Raw genomic sequence first — 20,997 nt, forward strand, 5'->3', positions numbered from 1 at the left:
CTCTGATTCAGCAAATGTTTCAGGGCAAAGGAGCGAAAAAAACTATGAAACAAGAAATTCATCCAAATTACCATCCAGTAGTATTTATGGATTCAACAACTGGTTTCAAATTCTTGTCAGGTTCTACTAAGAACTCTCAAGAAACAGTTGAGTGGGAAGATGGAAACACATATCCAGTAATCCGTGTCGAAGTTACTTCTGACTCTCATCCATTCTACACTGGACGTCAAAAATTTACTCAAGCAGATGGACGTGTCGACCGTTTCAACAAGAAATACGGTCTCAAAGACGCAAACGCTGGAGAATAAGACAAAAACCAAAAGTATTGAATTATCAATGCTTAAAGAACCTTCCTGCTCTCAGGGAGGTTCTTTTTTGAATCAATAATGAAAGGCAGCATGAGACTTAATTCATTGAGGCTAACTATTTCTTAAAGAAGAAACTTCCCCAAAAAATTCCAATACCTTGTGCTAATAAGAAAAGAAATAAGAGCAAGGTAATAGTTAAGTAAGGCGAGTGGAGGGTGTGTGGTGTTTGAAACAGTCCTTTTACTCTAGTCAGTACAAAAGAGATGACAAAATTTAAAAGATTTGAGATAACTAAAACTGGAAGCTGCCTAGTATTTATGGAATAAAATCCCAAGAAAGCAGTTATCATAACTGATACGATAATTCCAGTCAGAGAATCCAAGTAATAATCAACAATTAGTGATAGGTGGACGTAAGGAAGCAGTAAATAAAGGAAAGGAATTTTTTGTATGTAGCAATTGTTCATAGAGTAGCTCCTTTTATAGTATGTTTGGTTATTTTATGTTTTTTTCAGCGTTATTTCAATGCTATTTCTTCTTTTTTGTACTATAATGAAAAATAATTTAGCTAGTTATCAAGAAAACGTAAGCAGTTTGTGAGAAAATTCAAACAGTACCACAATTCCATGAATTAGAAGGAAGTATGCCACAATGAAAAAGAACTTATCGCGTCTCTATTTATTATTTTGGTTAGTTCCGTTAGTCGTGTCTCCGTTTCAGTGGTTCAGCTCGATTGTTCAAGATGTTGAAATCTTTCGACCAATAGATGGAACGGGTATTCTTGTAGCTAAAAATTTTGGAACATTAGCTGTTTTCTATTTTTTATTACTGGCCGCGATGTTGGTTTCAGAATTTTTCCAAAAGAATGATGTTCTTCAAGTAGTTATCATTGGACTTCAAATTATGTTTTCAACAATTTTTTTTATGTTGCCGCGTATAATAATCGGACCAACTGGTCTCGCTCAATCCGGAATGAGTGATGTTGATTTTTACTTAAAAGCACTGCTTTTATCGATTGAACCAAGTTATATGATAGCGTTGTTTTCTTTAGTAATTTCGGTGGTTTTATACTTTACGTTCAATATTTGTCTAAGAAATAAATCAGTATAGGACTTTACTAAATTTCTTATTATGATAATATGATTAGAAATGGAGGGGTAGTATGAACAAATTAGACAAACGATTTAATCCAAATGTATACAAGATTGCGGTCTCTTTGATACGTCAATTTGACGAGCAGGTTTCTGGTATTCCAAATGTGCTGAAATTGACTTTGGGAGAACCGGATTTCAATACACCTGAGCATATAAAGACCGCGGGTGAAGAAGCTATTAAAGAAAATTATAGTCACTATACAGGTATGTCTGGTTTACTAGATGTTCGTGATGCGGCTAGTCAGTTTGTTGCTCAAAAATACGATGTAGCTTACAACAGTCAAACTGAGGTTTTAGTCACAGTAGGAGCCACTGAAGCCATTTCAGCGAGTCTATTAGCGATTTTAGAACCTGGAGACAAGGTTCTATTGCCGGCGCCTACTTATCCTGGCTACGAGCCTTTAATTCTGTTAGCAGACGCTGAGCCAGTATATATTGACACACGGGACAGTGATTTTGTATTAACACCAGAACAAGTGGACCAAGCAATGGAGGAGCATGGTGATGCTGTTAAGGCAATTATCATTACTTCCCCATCAAATCCTACAGGTGTAGCTTATAATGAAACAGAAGTTGAAGCATTGGCTGACACTTTGGCTAAATATGATGTGTTTGTTATTAGTGATGAAATATACAGTGAATTAAATTATGAGATGAAACATATATCCTTTGCCAAATACTTAAGAGAACAAACCATTTTAATCAACGGTTTATCAAAATCACATGCGATGACTGGCTGGAGAATTGGATTTATCTTTGCTCCGGAAAGTTTAACGGCACAGATTATCAAAGTTCATCAATATCTAGTAACTGCAGCCTCTACTATTTCTCAAAAGGCTGCAGTACGCGCCTTGATTCAAGGAATGTCTGACGGAGAAGTGATGCGGGAAGAATATCGCAAGCGTCGGGATTACTTATACAAAGAAATGACGGATCTGGGCTTTCAAGTTGCTCGTCCATCGGGAGCTTTCTATCTTTTTGCTAAAATTCCGGAACAATTTGGCACAGATTCAATGGCCTTCTGTTTAGATTTGGCAGAAAAGAACCAGCTAGCGGTTATTCCTGGTATTGCCTTTGGCGAAGAAGGTGAGGGATATATTCGTCTTAGCTATGCTGCTTCTTTAGAAGACTTAGAAGAAGCGACGAAGCGATTAAGGGCTTATGTAGAAGGTAAGTAGAAGCAGGGTTTCCCTGCTTCTTTTTTCACTTAAATAAAGGGGACGACACTATTGGAAAGTCAAGCAGTATTAGATTTTTGGTTTACAGAGTCAATGCCGAAGCAATGGTTTGCTAAAGATGAAAGCTTTGATCAAAAGATTTGTGAACGTTTTGCACTCTTGCATAGACAGGTATCGCAAGGTGAGAAGGCATTCTGGCGCGAAACTATTCAAGGAAGATTAGCTGAAATTCTGGTTTTAGATCAATTTTCACGAAACTTGTTCCGTGAGGATCCCCGAGCTTTTGCTTACGATGGCATGGCTCTAGTATTAGCACAAGAAGCAATCGTTAAAGAGGAACTAATAGAGTTGACTATTGAAGAGCGCTCGTTTGTTTATATGCCTTTTATGCATTCAGAGTCACTAGCCATTCATGACCAAGCGATGATATTATTCTCAGAAACGGGAATGGAAAATAGTTTAGATTTTGAAAAACGTCATCGTGATATTATTGAACGCTTTGGCCGTTATCCTCATCGAAATGCTGTGCTGAATCGTCCTTCGACGCAAGAAGAGTTGTCCTTTCTAAAAGAACCCAATTCATCTTTCTAAGAAAGAGGCTTCTGTAGTAGGAGTTTGCTACGGAAGTCTCTTTTTCTATTATATGTAAGTAGGTATAAATACCAGCGATGGTAGAAAAAGTCAACGAAATCTTTTTGTCGTCCAACCAAGCTTATTCCAAATGAGGCAAATCAGGAATTTCTATTAATTGAGCAGTCAAAAAGGCTTTAGGATCTTGAGAAGAGTTTTAATTGATTTGCTCGTTGCTGTGATAAGGAATAGTCAACAATTTCTTTATGCCGCTGAAGTTTTTCGTCAAAAGTTGGGAAACAGAAATTCATCTGCTTTACTAAAAATTTACAGTCCTTAACAATTCATTTACACGAACTCCATCTTGCCTTAACGTTCACTTGTTAAAGTCGAAATGTACCAAAAACAAAGGAGCGTGTGAAATGAAAAAATTATTAGCAGCATTATTTGTATCCAGCATTTTATTAGCCGGCTGCGGTTCAGGCGGAAATACTAATGAATCATCAGAAAGTGGTTCAAGTGCTTCAGATGGTGCAAAAATTACAGCAGTTGGTTCTACTGCTTTGCAGCCTTTAGTGGATGCAGCCCAAGAAAGCTTTACACAAGAAAATCCTACAGTTCAAATTTCTGTCCAAGGTGGTGGAAGCGGAACTGGTTTAAGTCAAGTATCAGGAGGCGCAGTTGAGATTGGTAACTCCGATGTCTTTGCGGAAGAGAAAGATGGAATTGATGCTGAAAAATTAGTTGATCATCGTGTAGCAGTTGTTGGCTTTGCACCAGTTGTTAATAAGGATGTTGGTGTGAAGGACATTACCAAAGAACAGCTGGTTGATATTTTCACTGGTAAAATTACTAACTGGAAAGATGTTGGTGGTAAAGACCAAGAGATAGCAGTAGTGAATCGTGCCAGCGGAAGCGGAACACGAGCAACTTTTGAAAAATGGGGCTTGGATGGTGCTGAACCAGTACAATCACAAGAGCAGGATTCTTCAGGAACAGTGAAGAAGATTGTTGCGGATACACCTGGAGCGGTCAGTTATTTAGCACTTTCTTACTTGGATGACAGCTTACAGGCGTTGAAATTGGATGGTGTGGAAGCAAACGAGAAAACTATTGCTAATAATGACTGGCCAATCTGGTCGTATGAACATATGTACACGAATGGCGAACCTAAGGGCGAATTAGCGAAATTCTTAGAATACATGGTTTCTGAAGACGTTCAATCAGGTCCGGTTAAGGAATTAGGTTATCTACCAATTACTTCAATGAAAATTGAACGAGATGCAGAAGGAAACGTAAAATAGACAAAAAAGCATTCGTATCGGAAAATTTTTGATACGAATGCTTTTTGTCGTGCAAAAATTGTGTTATTGAAGTGGCAGAGTCAGAGTGAAAGTCGAACCTAACTGAGGATGGCTTTCTACCGTGACAGTACCGCCTAAAATTTGGCTATACTCACGGACAATCGCCAAACCAAGTCCAGTGCCTCCAGAATGACGACTGCGTGCACGATCCACCCGATAAAAGCGCTCAAAAATTCTTTCCTGATCGTCTTTTGCAATACCAATACCAACATCTGTAACTGAAAAAATCAAATTTTGATTATCCATTTGATAATTAATTGTGATCGTTCCTTTTTCGGGCGAATACTGAATAGCATTTTCCAGTAGATTTTTAATAACTGGCTGGAAGAAAATTATCCGAGTAAGGAAGAAACTGTTCTCGGGCCCATGAATTCTGACCTCTAATTGCTTTTTATCCAACAAATGCTGATACATCTCAATTTGTTGGTGAATGAAATCAGACAATTCAATTGTTTGAAGCTCTTCAGGAATATGTTCACTGTCCTTGGAAAGCTCGATAATATCTTGAATTAATCGCTGTAATCGTAAAGCGTCCTTTTGCATTATTGTCAAAAATTCAGTTGTTAACGCTGGATCTTCCTTGGCACCATCTAGTAGGGTTTCAGTGAAGCCGATTAAGGATGTGACTGGCGTCTTTAGTTCATGAGAAACATTACCTACAAAATCCCGTTGAATTTTCTCTAAATGACGAACATGAGTCAAGTCATAGACTGTTCCCATTACCTGATCGCCAGTTGCAGTATTTTCCAAATAACGCAAACGCACATCCAAATCGCGCTTATCTGGCTGCTTCAAACCGATTTCCTGATGAACTTGGTTTTTCTCTAACATAATTTGTTGAATCAATTGAATTAACTTATGATCCTCAATGACTTCCCAATAATAATGCTGATTAGCAGCACCAACCTGCAAAATTTCCTCCATAGTAGGATTAATCATAAAAAATTTTCCTTGTTCATCAATAATAAAGACACCAATCATTAATTCATGAAAGAGTGTTTTAAATTGCTCTTCTGTGGCAATAAAGGCAGCATAGGTCTGATTTAATTGCTCGCTTAGCTGATTAATTGTTACATACAGTTCTTGCCAGCTGTTAGAATTCTGAACGACATAGTTGCTTTTCTCAGGCTCGGCAACCATCCTCTTCAAGACGGGTAGTACAGTTTCTAAAGGACGGTTTCGCTGATAAATGAGATAAGCAATGCTCCCATATAATACTAAATAGAATAAAAGCAGGACAACGAACATAGACCTTCTAAAATTCGTCGTTTGCTGTGCAAAGGCTGCAGTACTTTTGGCAATACGCAGCACGCCGATTAATCGTGTCTCTTGCTGAATTGGTTGCGCAGTATATAGCAATTCTTCCTTTAAGGTGTCACTATAACGAACCGAAGTGCCAACCGTATTACTACTTAGTACAGTTTTGACTTCGGGCCGATTATCACGGCTGCCTGCTAAATGAGGATAAACGGAATCATAAAGAACGGAGCCTTCATTGTCCATGATAGTAATCCGCTCATCCAATTCTTCTCCATATTGCTGCATAATTTCTAAATTATTTTTTGCTCCCAGATCGCTTAGATCAAGCTGGCTTAAAAGTAATTTTCCGTTGTCAGTAAGAAATTCTTCCTGCTGGTTGATCAACTCCTTGTTATAGAAGTAATCAGCTAAACGCCATGTTCCAAAAAACAATCCGGCAACGACGATAAATAGCAAGAGGTAATCGAATTTCGGCTTTCTCATTGATTAGGCACCTGAAACTTATAACCAAATCCTCGAACAGTTAATAAATATTTTGGATGCTTCGGATCCATTTCGATTTTTTCCCGCAAATGTGATACATGGACATCAACGATTCGACTTTGAACAGAAAAATCATAATGCCAAATTCGATCTAATAATGTGTCACGATCAATCACTCGATCTTTGCGTTTCATGAAATAGACTAGTAATTCAAATTCTTTTGGCGTTAGTTCAATTGCTTTGCCACGAACGGAAACCTGATAGTTAGTCAAATCAGCCACAATTTCTCCAGTGGTTAATATTTCATGCACTGTTTCCTCCTTGCGAGGTTCAATCCGACGGAAAATGGCTTTCATTCTTGCAAGTACTTCTCTAGGAGAAAAAGGTTTAGTCAGATAATCATCCGCACCAATTTCCAAACCCAGAATACGATCAATGGCATCGTCTTTTGCAGTCAGCATAAGAATCGGGGTCTCTACCTTTTCCTGGCGAAGTTTTTTTGCAATGTCCAACCCATCCATAGAGGGCAGCATGACATCTAAAATAATAAAATCGTAAGAATCGCTTAAGGCCAATTCGTACCCTTCTTTACCGTCTGCTGCTGAGGTAACAGCATACCCTTCCTTTTCTAAATTAAAGGTCAATAATGTAACAATTGATGGTTCATCATCTACAACGAGCACTCGCTTCATAAGCTTCTCCTTTTATTCGTAATTAACTAGATAGTTGGACTATTTCCAACTATAAATAAATGGTATAATGGGAAAGCAGTTTTGTCACTTGTTTTTTACAAAGAAATGGAGATTGTTACATGATAGGGATCAGTGCATGCTTAGCTGGTGTCTGTTGTCGCTATGACGGCAACCATAATCAGATCGATCCGCTGAAGCAATTAGTAGAACAAAAGAAAGCAGTAATTGTCTGTCCAGAAGTTTTAGGTGGACTGCCAACTCCTCGTACTCCGGCTGAAATTGTTGGTGGGGATGGTTTTGATGTTTGGCAGGAACAGGCAATTGTTGTGGATCAGACTGGGGAAAATGTGACTGAGCTGTTTAAACAAGGAGCCATAAACGCTTATCAGGAATTTAAAAAATTAGATGTGACCCAATTGATTTTAAAAGAACGCAGCCCGTCCTGCGGCAGCCAACTAATTTATGATGGCAGCTTTTCAGGTACTCGAATAGCAGGTGTGGGAGTAGCGACCGCTTATTTCATCAATCAAGGAATTACGGTATTTTCTGAAGAGAATTGGCAAGCAGAGGAGGGAACGCATGGAGATTGAAAAAACGAATCGTATGAACGCATTGTTTGAATTTTATGCGACACTCTTAACTGAAAAACAAATGAACTATATGGAACTTTATTATGCAGACGATTTTTCATTGGGAGAAATTGCGGAAGAATATAATGTGAGTCGCCAAGCCGTTTATGATAATATAAAGCGAACCGAAAAAATTTTGGAAGAGTACGAACGTAAACTGCATTTAGTTTCCGACTATATTGTCCGAGAAGAACAATTGGAAAAATTAGAGCACTATGTCAAAGAACACTACCCAAAAGATGAGGCGCTTGCTTCAACAATTAAAGAATTGCAAGATCTAGATGAATAGGAAAGGGACGAATAGACAAACATGGCATTTGAAAGCTTAACAGAACGCCTTCAGGCGGCAATGAGTAAATTACGTAAAAAGGGAAAAATTACCGAAGCTGATGTGACTGAAATGATGCGGGAGATCCGATTGGCCTTGTTGGAAGCCGACGTTAACCTGCAAGTGGTGAAGCATTTTACTAAGCAAGTTCGAGAACGTGCATTAGGAACAGAGGTTCTTGACAGCTTATCACCTGCACAACAAATTGTAAAAATTGTTGACGAAGAGCTGACGAAAACCTTAGGCTCTGAAACAGTTGGCATTGAAAAATCACCCAAAATTCCTACGGTTATTATGATGGTTGGTTTGCAAGGGGCCGGTAAAACGACCTTTGCTGGTAAATTGGCCAACCACCTAATCAAAACAGAAAAAGCTCGTCCAATGATGATTGCAGGAGATGTTTATCGTCCAGCTGCGATTGATCAATTGAAGGTATTAGGTCAACAATTAGACGTTCCTGTCTTTGATATGGGAACAGATGTTAGTCCAGTAGAAATTGTTCGTCAAGGGATGGAAGTTGCCCGTGAGAAGAAGAATGACTATGTTCTGATTGATACGGCTGGTCGTTTGCACATTGATGAAGGCTTGATGGAGGAATTGTCTCAGATCAAGGAAATCGCTCAACCAAATGAAATTCTATTGGTTGTGGATGCCATGACTGGTCAAGATGCAGTCAATGTAGCCCAAAGCTTCAATGACCAGCTAGGAATTACTGGGGTAATCATCACTAAACTTGATGGGGATACCCGTGGTGGTGCAGCGTTGTCCATTCGACAAGTTACCGGAGCACCAATTAAGTTTACTGGTACAGGAGAAAAACTAACTGATTTAGAAGTATTCCATCCAGATCGGATGTCCAGCCGAATTTTAGGCATGGGGGATATGCTGACGCTAATTGAAAAGGCACAGCAGGATTACGATGAGCAAAAAGCTGAAGAGCTGGCTCGTAAGATGAAGGAAAATTCTTTTGACTTCAATGACTTTATTGAACAGTTGGATCAAGTAATGGGAATGGGACCACTTGAAGATCTCCTAAAAATGATTCCAGGGATGAGTCAGGTTCCAGGTATTGAAAACGTTAAAGTCGATCCGAAAGATGTGGAACGTAAAAAAGCGATGGTTTATTCGATGACACCTGCTGAACGAGAAGATCCAGACTTATTGAATCCTAGTCGTCGTCGTCGGATTGCGGCTGGTTCTGGCAACTCAGTGGTTGAAGTAAATCGCATGATCAAACAATTTAAGGAATCTCGTAAAATGATGCAACAAATGAGTAAAGGATCTATGCCAGCTGGAATGGATCAAATGTTTGGCAATGGCATCAAAGGGAAAATGGGCAAAATGGCCATGAACCGCATGATGAAGAAAACTAAGAATCGCAAGAAAAAGCGCCGCAAATAAAATTAAAAATAGCGCCGCATCCGAAAAAAAGGATGTGACGCTATTTTTTTTATCTATTGTAAATCAGTAAAAATACGACAAAACTCAAACAAACGATTAATAAAATCCCTCCTAAAATAGTCAGAAATTTATCCAGTTTCTTTTCAGTCACTGCTTTTCTCAGTAAATGATAAACAAGCAAACCAGTCATTCCACCAGCTGTGTTCATCAGTAAGTCAGTAATATCCGAAGCACCCACACCTAAAATAAACTGAAAAATTTCAATACCTAAGCTAAAGCTGGCAATAAATAATCCCTTTATTAAAAACGAGTTTTCTTTATTAGCAATTGCTAGCAAGCCGCCAAATGGAACAAAGATCAAGAAGTTATAAACGATTTCCATCAAACCGATTTTTCCGTTAATGATTGTAGAAGCTTGAAAAGGGATTAAATTAATACTTCTGCTCAGATTTAACGAATGGGCCAAATCACTTAATGACAGGGTGACTTTGAACAGTAAAATCCAAATGAGTATCAATAAATAGATCACCAACAAAAAATATGCTCTCTTTTGAGTTTTCATGAGCTTTAACCCCTTTTATAAGAATCGCAGGAAAAAACGCCAATTGTAAAAAAAGAAAGTACCACCTAGACTAAGTAAAACGTAACAGACCGCTTCGTTTTTTCCTAAAGCAACAATTTCTTTGCTATCTTTTCTTACCAGTAATTGCCACGAACGCCAAACTAGAAAGCCCAAGAAGGCACCTAATGTATTCATCATAAAATCATCGATATCGCTTACTCTTCGATTGAATAGCTGCAACAATTCAATCATCATAGAGAAACCAGCTCCTAAAAGTACAGTGGAGGAAAAATTGCGGTATTTTCTCCAAATTAACGGTAGTAAAAAACCAAAAGGAATAAACATAAACGTATTTAACAGGTTTGTGAGAAAGCTGCCTGCCTGAAAAGGAATTAAACTAATTTCCTCTAAACGAATGATTTCTGGATAGCTGAAAATATCCCAAAGTGTTCCGACACCGGTGACATAAATAACCATGTAAAGGTACAAAATGAACAAAAAACGCCAAACTAAATTAGATAAAGGAATATGTTCTGTTTTTCTTCTTAAATTGAACCATTGATAAATTAGACAAGGAAGAAAGACACAAAGTACCTGGTATAAGGTAAAAAATACTTGTAAGACCATATAGGTTTCCTCCTAAATTTGATTAGGATCATTCTGTGTATTTCTTCGACTCAATCTTTTCTTGATGGCTGAAAAGAAAACTAACACATAACAGATGGCTGCGACAAAAAATAGAATAAGTAGGCTTTCGCTAATGGGCTCCCAAATTGAGGGTGATCCTTTAACAGAGAGGTTCATGTAATAGATATACCAAGGTCTAAAAAAGTATGTTCCCAATATCAATGAGGAGAAGCTGGTCATAAGAGCCCATACTGGCCAACGAGATTCTTTGTTCAGCAAGTACTGGCCATCATTTTCCAAACTGATGGACTGATATTTTTTATAAGCCCAAAATAGTAAAATAGCACTAAGCAAGACAAAGATCAGACTCATCCACCAATGTCCACCCGTTTTTCCAATACTAGTAATGAATAGATTATGAAGAATAGATGTAGCATTCTTTTCTTTAAAACCGCTAATTTCTAAAGTGGTATAAATAGAGCTTGGAACAAACAGCATGAAAATCCAGAAAACAAACCACGTTAATGGGCCAAAGATTAGATTGCCAACCATCGAACCAACAAAAGCACTTGCACTAAACATCAATACTACTAAGAAAAAGTAATTGATAATCGAAACAAACATCTGACCTAAGGTTGCATTCATATAAGTTGCAGGAATTAAGCTGTGAAAAAGGGTAGCATACAATGCCTGACCAATCAAAACTGTAAATAAGATTGGTCCACCAATATAAAAGAGCTTTTTTGTAAATAGTTCTTTTTTAGTTACTGGCAAAGAAAACAGAAATTGGTTAAAACCAGTTTTTGCATCAATGAAAAAGAGCAAAAAGCCTGCTAAAGGAACCAATAGAAGCAACACTAAAGAATAATCTGAGTTAGTTGTAATATAGGTTTCCTTTTGATTATACTCTTTGGTTTTTGGAATGAGTTCAGGATTTGAAGACGCAAATAATGTTTGATAGACATATAGATTGACATCCGTGTATTCTTGATAATTTTTATAGGATTTATTCTCTTGTGAAGCATCATCCCAGTACATGTAATCTTTTTTGTTTTTCTCAAAATTCTCTCTTCCAATTTCATCCTCTTGGTAGTAAGAAGCGATCTGATGCCAGGAGTCGCTCTGGAATTTTGCATTTAGTAGACAGATTCCGATGATCAGCAGACAAAAAGCAATCAGTGGTTTTTTGTAGCGTTCAAAATAAATAGCCTTAATCATTGGATCAATTCCTTTCTACAGTATTTTTCGTTTTTGTTTTAAATTTGCTTCAAATAAATCTTCCAAGGATAAAGGTAGTTCTTCAAAAACGAGCGGGTTATGTTCTTGAATTTTGGCGGCCAGCTCTGGGGTAAAGTTTTCAAAAACTGCTGTAATTACGCGACCTTGGAAATCAATCAATTTAGAATTTTCTTTAACAATTGCTGGAATTTTTTTAGTTTTAAATACTAGCTGTATCTTCTTTGCATTCTCCCGCATACTTTCCAAACGATAATCCTTGTTGATTTTGTTATCCTTTAGCAACAAAGCACGATCAATTAAACTTTCCAGTTCATTGAGATTATGTGAAGCAATTAGAGCTGTGCGGTTGTTTTCACTTAAATGCTCCAGTAATAACCCAATGACCTGTTTGCGAACAATCACATCCAACCCATCAAAGGGTTCATCCAGTAATAAGTAAGTAGCATTTGAAGAAATCGCTAAAATCATTTGAAACAAACCTTGCATTCCTTTAGACAACTGACGGTAACTTGCTTGTAAGTTCAGTTCATGTTGTTGCATTAATTGTAAAAATAAATCTTGATCAAAGGCTGAATAGTTTAATTGGTAGAAAGCATTAATCTTTTTCAGGGAATAGCTTTTTAAGAAATTTTCCTTCTCATCAATAAAGAAAATTTGTTCCTTGATCGCACTATGCTGATAAATCGATTGGTCTTCAATCAAAATATCTCCCGCATCAGGCAGATAATGACCAGCTATTATTCGGAACAAACTGGTTTTTCCTGAGCCATTGCGCCCAATTAGACCAATAATCTCATTTTTCACCAGTTCGAAGGTGATATCTTCTAAGACAGTTTGCTGGTCAATTGTTTTGGTTAATCCTTGTACGATCATTTATTCTGACCTCCTAGCTTTTTTTCTGCAGAATGTACCCAGCTGATTAGTTCATCTGAGGTGACTTGTAAGTGTCTGGCTTCTACCACCAAATCATTTAACTGTTCTCTGAGTTGTTGAATTTTTAACTCATTACGAGGAAGCTCACCGCTTTCGCGTACAAAAGTGCCTTTCCCTTTAACAGTAACTAAGACTTGTTCAGCTTCTAATACCTTGTAGGCTTTGCTTACGGTATTAGGGTTCATCAGTAATAGCTTTGCCATCTCTCGTACAGAAGGGATGCGGTCGCCAGGTTGTAGTATTCCTTGCAGAATATCTTCTTTAATGCTTAAAACAAGCTGTTCATAATAAGCCTTATTACCACTTTTATTAATTGTAACCATAAGGAACCTCCCTAGCATATTCTGTGTGTACTAGTATACATAGTACACTTTGAAAATGCAATCTTTTTTCAGTGTTTTCTGATACACTAAACAAAATGAGGTGAGAAAATGGAACGTTGCTTATGGGCACAATCAAATGAGCGAATGCAAGTGTATCATGATACTGTATGGGGGGTTCCTGAATATGATGATCAGCGATTATTCCGCAAGCTTATGCTGGATATTAACCAGGCAGGACTTAGCTGGCAAACTATTTTGAATAAGTCAGACGCTTTTGACCAAGCCTATGAAAACTTCGATATTCAAAAAGTCGCTGCTTTTGATCAGGAGAAAATCGAAGTTTTAGTGGAAGATGTTGGAATTATTCGAAATCGCCGTAAAATTGAAGCGGCAATTGTAAATGCTCAGCAGGTATTGAAGATTCAGGAGGAAAAGGGTAGTTTTTCAAATTACTTATGGAGTTTTGTTGACGGAAAGCCGGTTGATGGTCAGCGAAAAAACGCTGAGGAGATTCCAGCAAACAACGAATTGTCAGATGCTGTAGCTAAGGATTTAAAAAAACGAGGTTTCAAGTTCGTTGGTAGTACGACTATTTATGCTTTTATGCAGGCCGTCGGAATGTTTAACGATCACCAGATGACTTGTTTTCGGTATGAGCAAGTAAAAAAAGGGCATTGATCACTTGATCAATGCCTAAAATTGTTCATAGATACGAGAATCAAGGTAGTCATCAATTACACCCGTCAAGACACCGCTTTGCAACAGCATTTGATTGTTTCCTTCAGTGGAAACACCCCAAATAGCTCCAGCTTTAGCATTAAAGGCTGAGCGAATACCTGAAACAGAATCTTCAAAAACAATGACTTCAGCGGGTGGACATTGAATCTCTTCGGCAGCTTTTAGATAAAAATCAGGTGCTGGTTTGCTGGGAATGTTGCCGTCATTATAGATAACCTTATCGTAGTCAAACCAGCGATCCAGACGAAAGAAGTCAAAATAGAAATCAACATTGTTCTTCATAGAAGCCGTAGCGATGGTTATAGGAATGTTGCGTTCCTTTAAGAAATCTAAATATTCTTCAGCGCCAGCCACAAGCTGATTCCCACTGTCTAGAGCTAAAATCATCTCACGATAAATTTTTTCTTTACGTTCCGCTAATTCATCTGCCGTTTCTTTGCCTAATTTCTTTTTAAAAATATACTCTAAAGCTTCATGGTTGTTTACACCGTGAACGTGGTGCTCAAATTCTTCTTTAGCAACCACTCGGTCAGTTTCTTGGGCGATAAAGGTATGCCAAGCTGTTTCATGATAGGCAGAATCCCGAAATAATGTTCCGTTAAAATCAAATATAACTCCGTTCATAGAATCCCTCCTAGTTATCTTCTATTATACAAGAAAAAAACCAGAATACGATGACTTATCGCAATCTGGCTTATGAAAAAATTAGTTAGCTAGTTTTTCAAAAAACTCAATATATTTATCAGTGATTAATTGGAAGAACTTAACAGTGTCATCAACCACATTGCCATCGTTGTCCACTAAATTCATTACGCCGCCAATATAAGCTTCTGGTTGTTGCAACGTAGGTACATCTAAAAAGACTAGTGATTGACGCAAATGATGGTTAGCACCAAATCCGCCAGGACCACCAGGTGATGCAGTCACGACTAAACCAGGCTTGCCGCCCCAGACGCTGCTGCCCATTGGACGGGAGCCAACATCTAACGCATTTTTCAATGCAGCTGGTACAGAACGATTGTATTCAGGAGTTACAAAATAAACGCCATCCACGTCATTCATTTCATTACGAAAGCGAGCCCATTCGTTAGGAACTTGACCTTCGACGTCCAAGTCTTCATTGTACAATGGTAGATCATCAATTTTTAAAAATACTGCCTCATAGCCTTCTGGTAATAATTCTGCAAATTTTTTGGCAATCATTTTGTTGTAAGAATCTTTCCGCAAACTACCCACTAAAATACCGATTTTTTTTGTCATAAATAAATCCTCCTTTATTTGGTTACAAGATTATCTTACAAAAAATAAGTAAAACTAGCAAATAATATGTTTTAAGATTTTTTAAATAGACTAATTGCATCATTCACAAGGTAATAAGTCTTGGTAGCAAGGATTTAACGGTCTGTATTCACAAATTGAATTTACAAGCATTAATTAGTCTTTGAGTAGATAAGGAGCAATTTATATAAAATTATCTGATAGAGTTTCTAAATTTGGCCCCAGTAATAATGCCTTTTTAGTCTGTAAAGAAAAAACTCTTTACAGGTAGTCAAAAGCGTGATAAACTACGTCTTGTGATTAATTATATGGAGGTGTAACAAATAAATGGCAGTTAAAATTCGCTTGAAACGTATGGGTTCTAAAAAGAAACCTTTTTACCGTATCGTTGTTGCTGATTCTCGTTCTCCTCGTGATGGACGTTTTATCGAAACTGTAGGTACTTACAATCCTTTGAAAGATCCTGCAGAAGTCGTTTTGAAAGAAGAAGATGTTTTAAGCTGGTTACAAAAAGGTGCTCAACCTTCTGATACAGTTCGCAACATTCTTTCTAAAGAAGGAATCATGCAAAAACATCATGAAGCTAAATTCACTAAGAAATAAGGTGGACAATTATGCAAGATTTGTCAAAACTTGTGTTAACCATTGTTCGTCCTTTGGTTACCAAACCAGATGAAGTGAAATTAGAAATCAACGAGTCGAAAGATTTCTTTGAGTACAACTTAGCTGTTGCTCCTGAAGATATCGGTCGCATTATTGGGAAACAAGGCCGAGTAGCTAAAGCGATTCGAACAATCGTTTATAGTGTTCGGACTGAGGGACCCAAAAAAGTTCGTCTCAATATTGTAGATGGCAAATAATTTACACAACACTCGTGTCTTAGGATTCGAGTGTTTTTTCTTTTTGTAGTACGATAGAAGAAACCAAAGGAGGATCATAACATGAAAAAATATTTAGTGTTAGCCAGTGCCTTACTCTTTTTGGCTGCCTGTGGAGGAAACACTGCCTCTGATGATTCATCGTCATCACAAGAGAGCAGTAAAATCGTTTCAAGTAGCACTAGCAAAGTAAAAGAATCTAGCAAGCAGTCAGAATCAACCAAGCAATCGACTAGCAGTTCGACAACCACGAACTCTCAGGAAGCAACAGGAGACAATGAACTGCAGCAAGCATATCCAAATGAACAGACACCCGCTGTTTCATCGGTAGGAAATGCTCAAGCAATTTCAATTGCTGCCAGAGAAGCGAATAACACGTTAACGATTTCTTACTATAATACAGAAAGTAAATTACCGTTGAACGACCCGCAATTAGAAAATCAAACACCTGTTGCTCAATTTCAACGAATTACTTATAATTCACCTGAAGAAGCGCGAGATGCTGTAGCACCCTCCTTTGATGGTGGGGGACAAGCAATTGATCTAGGCTATAATATTACTGGTTATCAGCAATCTGGAGCCGGTTCAAGCTATTTAAGCTGGCAGGAAGGTAATTGGAACCTAACCGTTCAAGCGATTAACATAAATGGGGAAGACCCAGTACCTTTAGCTCAAGAAATTGTGGAATATCTAGAAACCGCCTTTTTACCAATTCCTAAAGATGCTGGTCAAATTAGTTTATCAGTAACCGGCGGAGGTTTTGAAAGTAACGTAGTAGCTTGGCAAGTAAATAACACTGTATATAAAACGATGCACACTGACGCATTGAGTAGTTTACAAATGGCTGTTTCCATGAAAAAATAAGAAAGATGAGGAACCGAAGTGACAAATTATTATAAAGTGGGAAAGATCGTAAATACTCACGGAATTCAAGGCGAAGTTCGTGTGATTTCTCAAACTGACTTTCCTGAAGAACGTTACCAAGTAGGAGCAACATTGTATTTATTTCAAGAAGGGAAATCGCCAGTAAAGCTGACGGTAGCTAGCCACCGCAAACACAAAAATTTTGATTTGTTGACCTTTGAAGGATATTACAATATCAATATGGTAGAACCTTTCCGTGATGGGACATTAAAGGTATCTGAATACCAAATGAGTGAACTGGATGATGACGAGTACTATTATCATGAAATTATTGGTCTAACTGTGATTGATGACAATAATCGTGCGTTAGGAGAAATCACTGAAATTCTCGCTACAGGTGCCAATGATGTGTGGGTAGTTAAGCGTAAAGGAAAAAAAGACGCGTTGATTCCTTACATTGAATCAGTTGTCAAAGAAATCAATCTAGAAGATGGCAAGGTGTATGTCGAAATTCCAGAAGGGCTGTTGGACGATGCGGATTGATGTATTAACGCTTTTTCCTCGTATGTTTGAAGGTCCTATGAGTGAATCAATCATCGGTAAAGCTGTAGAGAAGAATTTGTTGGAAATCAACGTTCATAATTTTCGTGATTACTCAGAAAACAAGCATCAGCAGGTAGACGACTATCCTTATGGTGGTGGAGCCGGCATGCTTCTGAAGGTTCAACCAATTTATGATAATTTGAAAGCCATCGAAGGAGCAGCTGGCAATCAAGAGAAACGAGTAATTTTGCTAGATCCGGCGGGCAAACCTTTTAATCAAAAAATGGCAGAAGAATTTGCGAATGAGGATCATTTGGTCTTTATTTGTGGTCATTACGAAGGCTATGATGAGCGGATTCGTTCGATGGTAACAGATGAAGTTTCGTTGGGAGACTATGTTCTAACGGGTGGAGAACTAGGCGCTATGGTAATGATTGATGCAACAGTTCGTTTACTACCGGAAGTTTTAGGTAATCAATCTTCAGCGAAAACTGATTCTCATTCGACTGGTTTATTGGAACATCCCCAATATACGCGGCCAGCGGAATTTAATGGTATGCAAGTACCAGAGGTTTTAATGAATGGGAATCATCGCTTAATTGAGAAGTGGCAGCTAAAGGAGTCCTTAAGGCGCACCTATTTGCGACGTCCTGATATGTTGGAAACATTGGAAATGAATGATGAAATGAGCAAGTTGTTAGCCGAAATAAAAGTGGAAGAATCAAAAAGATTAGATGACTAGCGATTAGTCATTTGATCTTTTTTTAAGTGAAATCATCTATCTATTTATTCTGCAGCTCCAATTCTAGCAGTTCCTGACAAGTCAGCAAGCTGTCCTATTCCAGTAATCGCTTCACCTAAACCATAGAGACTTCCAGAAGATGAAAAGATATCAAAAAAATGACTACATCTTCTCAAGGTTCATAATAAGCTAATTTTCCAATTTCACTTTTGGCTCTAGGTGTATGAGAGGTATTTAGTTTGTGCGATGGGTAAAAGATTTTTTTCATTACTGCCGAATTTTTTTAATTCAACAATTAAGGGTAATTGCCGATATGATTCAGTTGCGGCGATACTGTTGTTTATTTCAAAAATGATTTCTGTTTCCGTCGTTTTAAGGCGAATTTGACGATCTTCTTTTGAAGATTCCTTATTGTTGCTCTCCTGTCTTTCTATTTGGACGGTTTGTCCGCTCTTGTTTTGTGATATCTGTGTATTACTGTATCTAGTAATAAGTAAGAATATTACAAGTAAAAGTGAGCATTTTAAGAAATACTCCATTATGATCTCTTTTTTTAATTGGTTTGGCATTTGCTAACTACTTTACCAGTTAATGTTAAGGTGAAGTCAATATATTTTTGGGTAGATTTAGTCGGGAAATTTTGGTGATACTATAAGATCAATGTGAAAAAAATGAAGATGACAAGAAAATTATCTTTACAGATAGATTTTATTTGTGCTACAATATCTTGGTGAGCGTAAAGCTCTCAACTATTACGATGTTCCGCTGGGGCATAGGCCTTAAGAATGTTTGGGAATAAGGAGAATGATAAAAATGAATCCATTGATTCAAGAACTAACACAAGACCAATTACGTCAAGATATTCCGGCATTTCGTCCTGGGGACACAGTTCGTGTTCACGCGAAAGTTGTCGAAGGTACTCGCGAACGTATTCAGTTGTTCGAAGGCGTAGTAATCAAACGTCGTGGAGCTGGTATTAGCGAAACTTATACAGTACGTAAAATCTCTAACGGTGTCGGTGTGGAACGTACCTTCCCATTGCACACACCACGTGTTGCTAAAATCGAAGTAGTTCGTTATGGTAAAGTACGTCGTGCAAAATTGTACTACCTACGTGCATTACACGGAAAAGCAGCTCGTATCAAAGAAATTCGGAGATAGGTTTTCTGAGATTCTTTACCGAAGTGAAAAACTGCGAAAGTCCTTGTCTATCAAGGGCTTTTTCTTTTGCTCTTTTGACGATGTAATCCTTTTTGAGTGCTGTTTTCCCTAGTTTTTCCTAGATTTTCTCACTTTGACTACCTATGTAGTCAAAACTGGTGAAATTCAAGGTGCGTCACTGACGACATTTTTCATCTGGAAACTACCAAAACGATTACCGAATTGTGCAGCCTTGAGGCGGGGTTTGCACTCGTTGGTAAAAAAAGACAATGCACTTACTACTGGCGAACAAAAGAGCGATTGGTGCAGTTTCTATAAAACTTCGAGAGGATGTTTTAGATGAAAACGACCGATAAAAGAATCATTTGGAAAGACAAAAACGATTTAGAATTACTAGTTTTGATTAGTGGGTTTATTAATACACATAAAATTGATACAGTAAGAGATTACCAAGAAATGCTACTAACGAATCCTGGTAAAGCACCTAGTTTATGGTTAATAAATGACCGGTTTGGTTCGTGGGATAAAATGCTTTTGACTCTTGGTAAGAAGCCTTATGAACGATACAAATGGAACAACTACTCTGATAAAGAGCTTAAAAAAATCGTTAAAGACTTCATCAAAACGAACAACCTTCGCTCTCAACGTAAGTACGAAGAAAAGAGTGTTGGTCAAAATGTACCCTCACTATCGACTTTAAAAAAAAGATTTGGAGACGTGAAGTTTTTCTTTGTTACTAAAAAATCTGAAACCATGAATAGTTTTGAAATGCTAAACTTGCTAAAGTCAGAGATTAAACGACTTGATTTAGAAGCTTCTCTATCAAGAACTGAGTTTGAAAAAAATTATAATCGCTCACTTATCCCATCCCCTTCTACCATCATCCGAAGAACTGGAAAGACTTGGGAAGAATTAATGGAAGAGATTGGATTCGATTATCGAAAAATAAAGGCCGAGCGATTAACAAAGAACCTAAAACAGAATAAGAAATGATTTTTATTGAGGCTAGATGAAACTATCTAACCCTCAGGTTTTGGAAGGATTAGTTCCCTAAAATTCTGTTTTTATTGAGTTCAAAAATTTATGGTCTTTTAAATTTTCACCAACTGCTTAAAGTCTTACTAACTTATCATCCTATAGTCGGATGTGGCGTATAGAACTAACTGATAAGATTAATTTATAAAAAAGAACAAGGAGTGAGTAAATTGAAAAAAATTCTATTGGGGACATTTGTTTTGGTTTTTGGAGTGTTATTGACAGCTTGTGGAGACACAAATGAAGAAGTGAAATCAACAGTTGAATCTGAGGTGAATTCTGTACTTGATTCAAGTGATAAAGCTTACATGCAAATTGCTAGTAAAGAAGATTTTGGTGACGGAACTGTTGAATTGGTAAATTCAACTATAAATGTTGATGATAATGAGTTACAATTTGTTGCTGAAGACTTTGATGAGAGTAAAACAACCTTTGTCTATGTAGCGAATCAAAAAGTTTTTGAAGAAAAAATAAGAAACGGCAAAGAATATTCTTTAGATATCACTGAAATTGACGATGCACATTTAACTGATTATCAGCCTAGAGTTCAGTTTGTTCAATATTCAGATGACACTGAAGAAGGCGACATTACATTATTCCAACAACTTCGTTATAAAGTGGCGGAATAAAAAAAGGAATTTGTCACTTGTTTTCTCTGATTCCAAAAAACGCTTGATTATGGTGAAGACCAGTAGCCTTTATTTTTGG

At 37.5% G+C, this 20,997-nt stretch carries 27 protein-coding genes; 17 read left to right on the forward strand and 10 right to left on the reverse strand.

Annotation, left to right across the window (positions count from 1 at the left end; genetic code table 11):
* The first annotated feature begins 44 nt into the window (after window positions 1-44).
* The 5 genes from IGI49_RS02285 to IGI49_RS02305 all read left to right on the forward strand — a co-directional run bounded on the left by IGI49_RS02285 (window position 45) and on the right by IGI49_RS02305 (window position 4,513).
* Complete coding sequence (locus tag IGI49_RS02285; protein WP_429963185.1) at window positions 45-308, forward strand: type B 50S ribosomal protein L31; 264 nt, start codon at window positions 45-47, stop codon at window positions 306-308.
* A gap of 650 nt (window positions 309-958) precedes the next feature.
* A complete protein-coding gene (locus IGI49_RS02290; protein WP_429963186.1) occupies window positions 959-1,417 on the forward strand; it encodes a hypothetical protein in 459 nt (152 codons plus the stop codon).
* Between the two features lie 52 nt (window positions 1,418-1,469).
* Window positions 1,470-2,639 carry a pyridoxal phosphate-dependent aminotransferase gene (locus IGI49_RS02295; protein ID WP_429963187.1) on the forward strand — a complete coding sequence of 390 codons (1,170 nt, stop codon included), beginning with the start codon at window positions 1,470-1,472 and terminating at the stop codon, window positions 2,637-2,639.
* A gap of 51 nt (window positions 2,640-2,690) precedes the next feature.
* Window positions 2,691-3,230 (forward strand): DUF924 family protein, encoded by a 540-nt coding sequence (locus tag IGI49_RS02300; protein WP_429963188.1) that lies wholly within the window; start codon window positions 2,691-2,693, stop codon window positions 3,228-3,230.
* Window positions 3,231-3,631: 401 nt separating this feature from the next.
* Window positions 3,632-4,513 carry a phosphate ABC transporter substrate-binding protein PstS family protein gene (locus tag IGI49_RS02305; RefSeq protein WP_207703468.1) on the forward strand — a complete coding sequence of 294 codons (882 nt, stop codon included), beginning with the start codon at window positions 3,632-3,634 and terminating at the stop codon, window positions 4,511-4,513.
* 63 nt (window positions 4,514-4,576) lie between these two features.
* Here IGI49_RS02305 and pnpS read toward each other — a convergent pair whose 3' ends face one another.
* Window positions 4,577-6,316, reverse strand: a complete 1,740-nt coding sequence (pnpS, locus tag IGI49_RS02310; protein ID WP_429963189.1) for a two-component system histidine kinase PnpS — start codon at window positions 6,314-6,316, stop codon at window positions 4,577-4,579.
* On the reverse strand, window positions 6,313-7,008 hold the full coding sequence (locus IGI49_RS02315) for a response regulator transcription factor (protein WP_207703470.1): 696 nt from the start codon (window positions 7,006-7,008) through the stop codon (window positions 6,313-6,315). Before IGI49_RS02315 ends, pnpS begins: the two co-directional genes overlap by 4 nt.
* Before the next feature lie 119 nt (window positions 7,009-7,127).
* Here IGI49_RS02315 and IGI49_RS02320 point away from each other — a divergent pair, with 119 nt between their 5' ends.
* From IGI49_RS02320 to ffh, 3 genes are read left to right on the forward strand one after another with little or no spacing between them, the layout of a single operon-like run.
* Complete coding sequence (locus tag IGI49_RS02320; protein WP_207703471.1) at window positions 7,128-7,598, forward strand: DUF523 domain-containing protein; 471 nt, start codon at window positions 7,128-7,130, stop codon at window positions 7,596-7,598.
* Complete coding sequence (locus IGI49_RS02325; protein ID WP_429963190.1) at window positions 7,588-7,926, forward strand: putative DNA-binding protein; 339 nt, start codon at window positions 7,588-7,590, stop codon at window positions 7,924-7,926. Before IGI49_RS02320 ends, IGI49_RS02325 begins: the two co-directional genes overlap by 11 nt.
* 21 nt (window positions 7,927-7,947) lie before the next feature.
* Window positions 7,948-9,366, forward strand: a complete 1,419-nt coding sequence (gene ffh, locus IGI49_RS02330) for a signal recognition particle protein (protein WP_207703473.1) — start codon at window positions 7,948-7,950, stop codon at window positions 9,364-9,366.
* A gap of 49 nt (window positions 9,367-9,415) precedes the next feature.
* Here ffh and IGI49_RS02335 read toward each other — a convergent pair whose 3' ends face one another.
* The 5 genes from IGI49_RS02335 to IGI49_RS02355 are packed head-to-tail and all read right to left on the reverse strand — an operon-like array spanning window position 9,416 to window position 13,050.
* On the reverse strand, window positions 9,416-9,928 hold the full coding sequence (locus IGI49_RS02335) for a VanZ family protein (RefSeq protein ID WP_429963191.1): 513 nt from the start codon (window positions 9,926-9,928) through the stop codon (window positions 9,416-9,418).
* Between the two features lie 15 nt (window positions 9,929-9,943).
* On the reverse strand, window positions 9,944-10,555 hold the full coding sequence (locus IGI49_RS02340; protein ID WP_429963192.1) for a VanZ family protein: 612 nt from the start codon (window positions 10,553-10,555) through the stop codon (window positions 9,944-9,946).
* A 12-nt stretch (window positions 10,556-10,567) separates the two neighbouring features.
* Entirely contained in the window at window positions 10,568-11,773 is a 1,206-nt protein-coding gene (locus tag IGI49_RS02345) for an ABC transporter permease (RefSeq protein WP_429963193.1), read from the reverse strand.
* A gap of 15 nt (window positions 11,774-11,788) precedes the next feature.
* Window positions 11,789-12,667 (reverse strand): ATP-binding cassette domain-containing protein, encoded by an 879-nt coding sequence (locus IGI49_RS02350; RefSeq protein WP_429963194.1) that lies wholly within the window; start codon window positions 12,665-12,667, stop codon window positions 11,789-11,791.
* Window positions 12,664-13,050 carry a GntR family transcriptional regulator gene (locus tag IGI49_RS02355; protein ID WP_429963195.1) on the reverse strand — a complete coding sequence of 129 codons (387 nt, stop codon included), beginning with the start codon at window positions 13,048-13,050 and terminating at the stop codon, window positions 12,664-12,666. The genes IGI49_RS02350 and IGI49_RS02355 overlap by 4 nt, the downstream gene beginning before the upstream one ends.
* 108 nt (window positions 13,051-13,158) lie before the next feature.
* Between IGI49_RS02355 and IGI49_RS02360 the strand changes: the two genes are divergently transcribed.
* The gene (locus tag IGI49_RS02360; RefSeq protein WP_429963196.1) at window positions 13,159-13,728 is read left to right on the forward strand and encodes a DNA-3-methyladenine glycosylase I; all 570 of its coding nucleotides are present in this window, start codon (window positions 13,159-13,161) and stop codon (window positions 13,726-13,728) included.
* Between the two features lie 15 nt (window positions 13,729-13,743).
* Here the strand turns inward: IGI49_RS02360 and IGI49_RS02365 are convergent, their stop codons facing one another.
* A complete protein-coding gene (locus IGI49_RS02365) occupies window positions 13,744-14,412 on the reverse strand; it encodes an HAD family hydrolase (protein WP_429963197.1) in 669 nt (222 codons plus the stop codon).
* An 81-nt stretch (window positions 14,413-14,493) separates the two neighbouring features.
* Window positions 14,494-15,048 carry an NADPH-dependent FMN reductase gene (locus tag IGI49_RS02370; protein WP_429963198.1) on the reverse strand — a complete coding sequence of 185 codons (555 nt, stop codon included), beginning with the start codon at window positions 15,046-15,048 and terminating at the stop codon, window positions 14,494-14,496.
* 345 nt (window positions 15,049-15,393) lie between these two features.
* Between IGI49_RS02370 and rpsP the strand changes: the two genes are divergently transcribed.
* From rpsP to trmD, 5 genes are all read left to right on the forward strand, one after another.
* Window positions 15,394-15,669 carry a 30S ribosomal protein S16 gene (gene rpsP / locus IGI49_RS02375; protein ID WP_207703482.1) on the forward strand — a complete coding sequence of 92 codons (276 nt, stop codon included), beginning with the start codon at window positions 15,394-15,396 and terminating at the stop codon, window positions 15,667-15,669.
* 11 nt (window positions 15,670-15,680) lie between these two features.
* On the forward strand, window positions 15,681-15,926 hold the full coding sequence (locus IGI49_RS02380) for a KH domain-containing protein (protein ID WP_429963199.1): 246 nt from the start codon (window positions 15,681-15,683) through the stop codon (window positions 15,924-15,926).
* An 81-nt stretch (window positions 15,927-16,007) separates the two neighbouring features.
* Entirely contained in the window at window positions 16,008-16,808 is an 801-nt protein-coding gene (locus tag IGI49_RS02385; protein ID WP_429963200.1) for a hypothetical protein, read from the forward strand.
* 18 nt (window positions 16,809-16,826) lie between these two features.
* Window positions 16,827-17,351: a ribosome maturation factor RimM gene (rimM, locus tag IGI49_RS02390; protein ID WP_429963201.1), complete on the forward strand. Its 525-nt coding sequence runs from the start codon at window positions 16,827-16,829 to the stop codon at window positions 17,349-17,351.
* Window positions 17,341-18,093, forward strand: a complete 753-nt coding sequence (gene trmD / locus IGI49_RS02395; protein WP_429964954.1) for a tRNA (guanosine(37)-N1)-methyltransferase TrmD — start codon at window positions 17,341-17,343, stop codon at window positions 18,091-18,093. Before rimM ends, trmD begins: the two co-directional genes overlap by 11 nt.
* A gap of 215 nt (window positions 18,094-18,308) precedes the next feature.
* Here the strand turns inward: trmD and IGI49_RS02400 are convergent, their stop codons facing one another.
* Window positions 18,309-18,662: a hypothetical protein gene (locus IGI49_RS02400; protein ID WP_429963202.1), complete on the reverse strand. Its 354-nt coding sequence runs from the start codon at window positions 18,660-18,662 to the stop codon at window positions 18,309-18,311.
* 244 nt (window positions 18,663-18,906) lie between these two features.
* Here IGI49_RS02400 and rplS point away from each other — a divergent pair, with 244 nt between their 5' ends.
* The 3 genes from rplS to IGI49_RS02415 all read left to right on the forward strand — a co-directional run bounded on the left by rplS (window position 18,907) and on the right by IGI49_RS02415 (window position 20,918).
* Window positions 18,907-19,254 carry a 50S ribosomal protein L19 gene (gene rplS / locus IGI49_RS02405; protein ID WP_010756017.1) on the forward strand — a complete coding sequence of 116 codons (348 nt, stop codon included), beginning with the start codon at window positions 18,907-18,909 and terminating at the stop codon, window positions 19,252-19,254.
* A gap of 339 nt (window positions 19,255-19,593) precedes the next feature.
* The gene (locus tag IGI49_RS02410) at window positions 19,594-20,247 is read left to right on the forward strand and encodes a hypothetical protein (RefSeq protein ID WP_429963203.1); all 654 of its coding nucleotides are present in this window, start codon (window positions 19,594-19,596) and stop codon (window positions 20,245-20,247) included.
* A 212-nt stretch (window positions 20,248-20,459) separates the two neighbouring features.
* Entirely contained in the window at window positions 20,460-20,918 is a 459-nt protein-coding gene (locus IGI49_RS02415; RefSeq protein ID WP_429963204.1) for a hypothetical protein, read from the forward strand.
* Window positions 20,919-20,997 lie beyond the last annotated feature (79 nt).

The sequence above is a fragment of the Enterococcus sp. AZ071 genome, from assembly GCF_050499065.1.
Lineage (GTDB): Bacteria > Bacillota > Bacilli > Lactobacillales > Enterococcaceae > Enterococcus_A > Enterococcus_A ferrettii.

Coding starts and splice junctions, on each gene's coding strand:
- IGI49_RS02285 (WP_429963185.1), top strand. CDS start 45: ATGAAACAAGAAATTCATCCAAATTACCATCCAGTAGTATTTATGGAT.
- IGI49_RS02290 (WP_429963186.1), top strand. CDS start 959: ATGAAAAAGAACTTATCGCGTCTCTATTTATTATTTTGGTTAGTTCCG.
- IGI49_RS02295 (WP_429963187.1), top strand. CDS start 1,470: ATGAACAAATTAGACAAACGATTTAATCCAAATGTATACAAGATTGCG.
- IGI49_RS02305 (WP_207703468.1), top strand. CDS start 3,632: ATGAAAAAATTATTAGCAGCATTATTTGTATCCAGCATTTTATTAGCC.
- pnpS (WP_429963189.1), bottom strand. CDS start 6,316: ATGAGAAAGCCGAAATTCGATTACCTCTTGCTATTTATCGTCGTTGCC.
- IGI49_RS02315 (WP_207703470.1), bottom strand. CDS start 7,008: ATGAAGCGAGTGCTCGTTGTAGATGATGAACCATCAATTGTTACATTA.
- IGI49_RS02320 (WP_207703471.1), top strand. CDS start 7,128: ATGATAGGGATCAGTGCATGCTTAGCTGGTGTCTGTTGTCGCTATGAC.
- IGI49_RS02325 (WP_429963190.1), top strand. CDS start 7,588: ATGGAGATTGAAAAAACGAATCGTATGAACGCATTGTTTGAATTTTAT.
- ffh (WP_207703473.1), top strand. CDS start 7,948: ATGGCATTTGAAAGCTTAACAGAACGCCTTCAGGCGGCAATGAGTAAA.
- IGI49_RS02335 (WP_429963191.1), bottom strand. CDS start 9,928: ATGAAAACTCAAAAGAGAGCATATTTTTTGTTGGTGATCTATTTATTG.
- IGI49_RS02340 (WP_429963192.1), bottom strand. CDS start 10,555: ATGGTCTTACAAGTATTTTTTACCTTATACCAGGTACTTTGTGTCTTT.
- IGI49_RS02345 (WP_429963193.1), bottom strand. CDS start 11,773: ATGATTAAGGCTATTTATTTTGAACGCTACAAAAAACCACTGATTGCT.
- IGI49_RS02350 (WP_429963194.1), bottom strand. CDS start 12,667: ATGATCGTACAAGGATTAACCAAAACAATTGACCAGCAAACTGTCTTA.
- IGI49_RS02355 (WP_429963195.1), bottom strand. CDS start 13,050: ATGGTTACAATTAATAAAAGTGGTAATAAGGCTTATTATGAACAGCTT.
- IGI49_RS02360 (WP_429963196.1), top strand. CDS start 13,159: ATGGAACGTTGCTTATGGGCACAATCAAATGAGCGAATGCAAGTGTAT.
- IGI49_RS02365 (WP_429963197.1), bottom strand. CDS start 14,412: ATGAACGGAGTTATATTTGATTTTAACGGAACATTATTTCGGGATTCT.
- IGI49_RS02370 (WP_429963198.1), bottom strand. CDS start 15,048: ATGACAAAAAAAATCGGTATTTTAGTGGGTAGTTTGCGGAAAGATTCT.
- rpsP (WP_207703482.1), top strand. CDS start 15,394: ATGGCAGTTAAAATTCGCTTGAAACGTATGGGTTCTAAAAAGAAACCT.
- IGI49_RS02380 (WP_429963199.1), top strand. CDS start 15,681: ATGCAAGATTTGTCAAAACTTGTGTTAACCATTGTTCGTCCTTTGGTT.
- IGI49_RS02385 (WP_429963200.1), top strand. CDS start 16,008: ATGAAAAAATATTTAGTGTTAGCCAGTGCCTTACTCTTTTTGGCTGCC.
- trmD (WP_429964954.1), top strand. CDS start 17,341: ATGCGGATTGATGTATTAACGCTTTTTCCTCGTATGTTTGAAGGTCCT.
- IGI49_RS02400 (WP_429963202.1), bottom strand. CDS start 18,662: ATGCCAAACCAATTAAAAAAAGAGATCATAATGGAGTATTTCTTAAAA.
- rplS (WP_010756017.1), top strand. CDS start 18,907: ATGAATCCATTGATTCAAGAACTAACACAAGACCAATTACGTCAAGAT.
- IGI49_RS02410 (WP_429963203.1), top strand. CDS start 19,594: ATGAAAACGACCGATAAAAGAATCATTTGGAAAGACAAAAACGATTTA.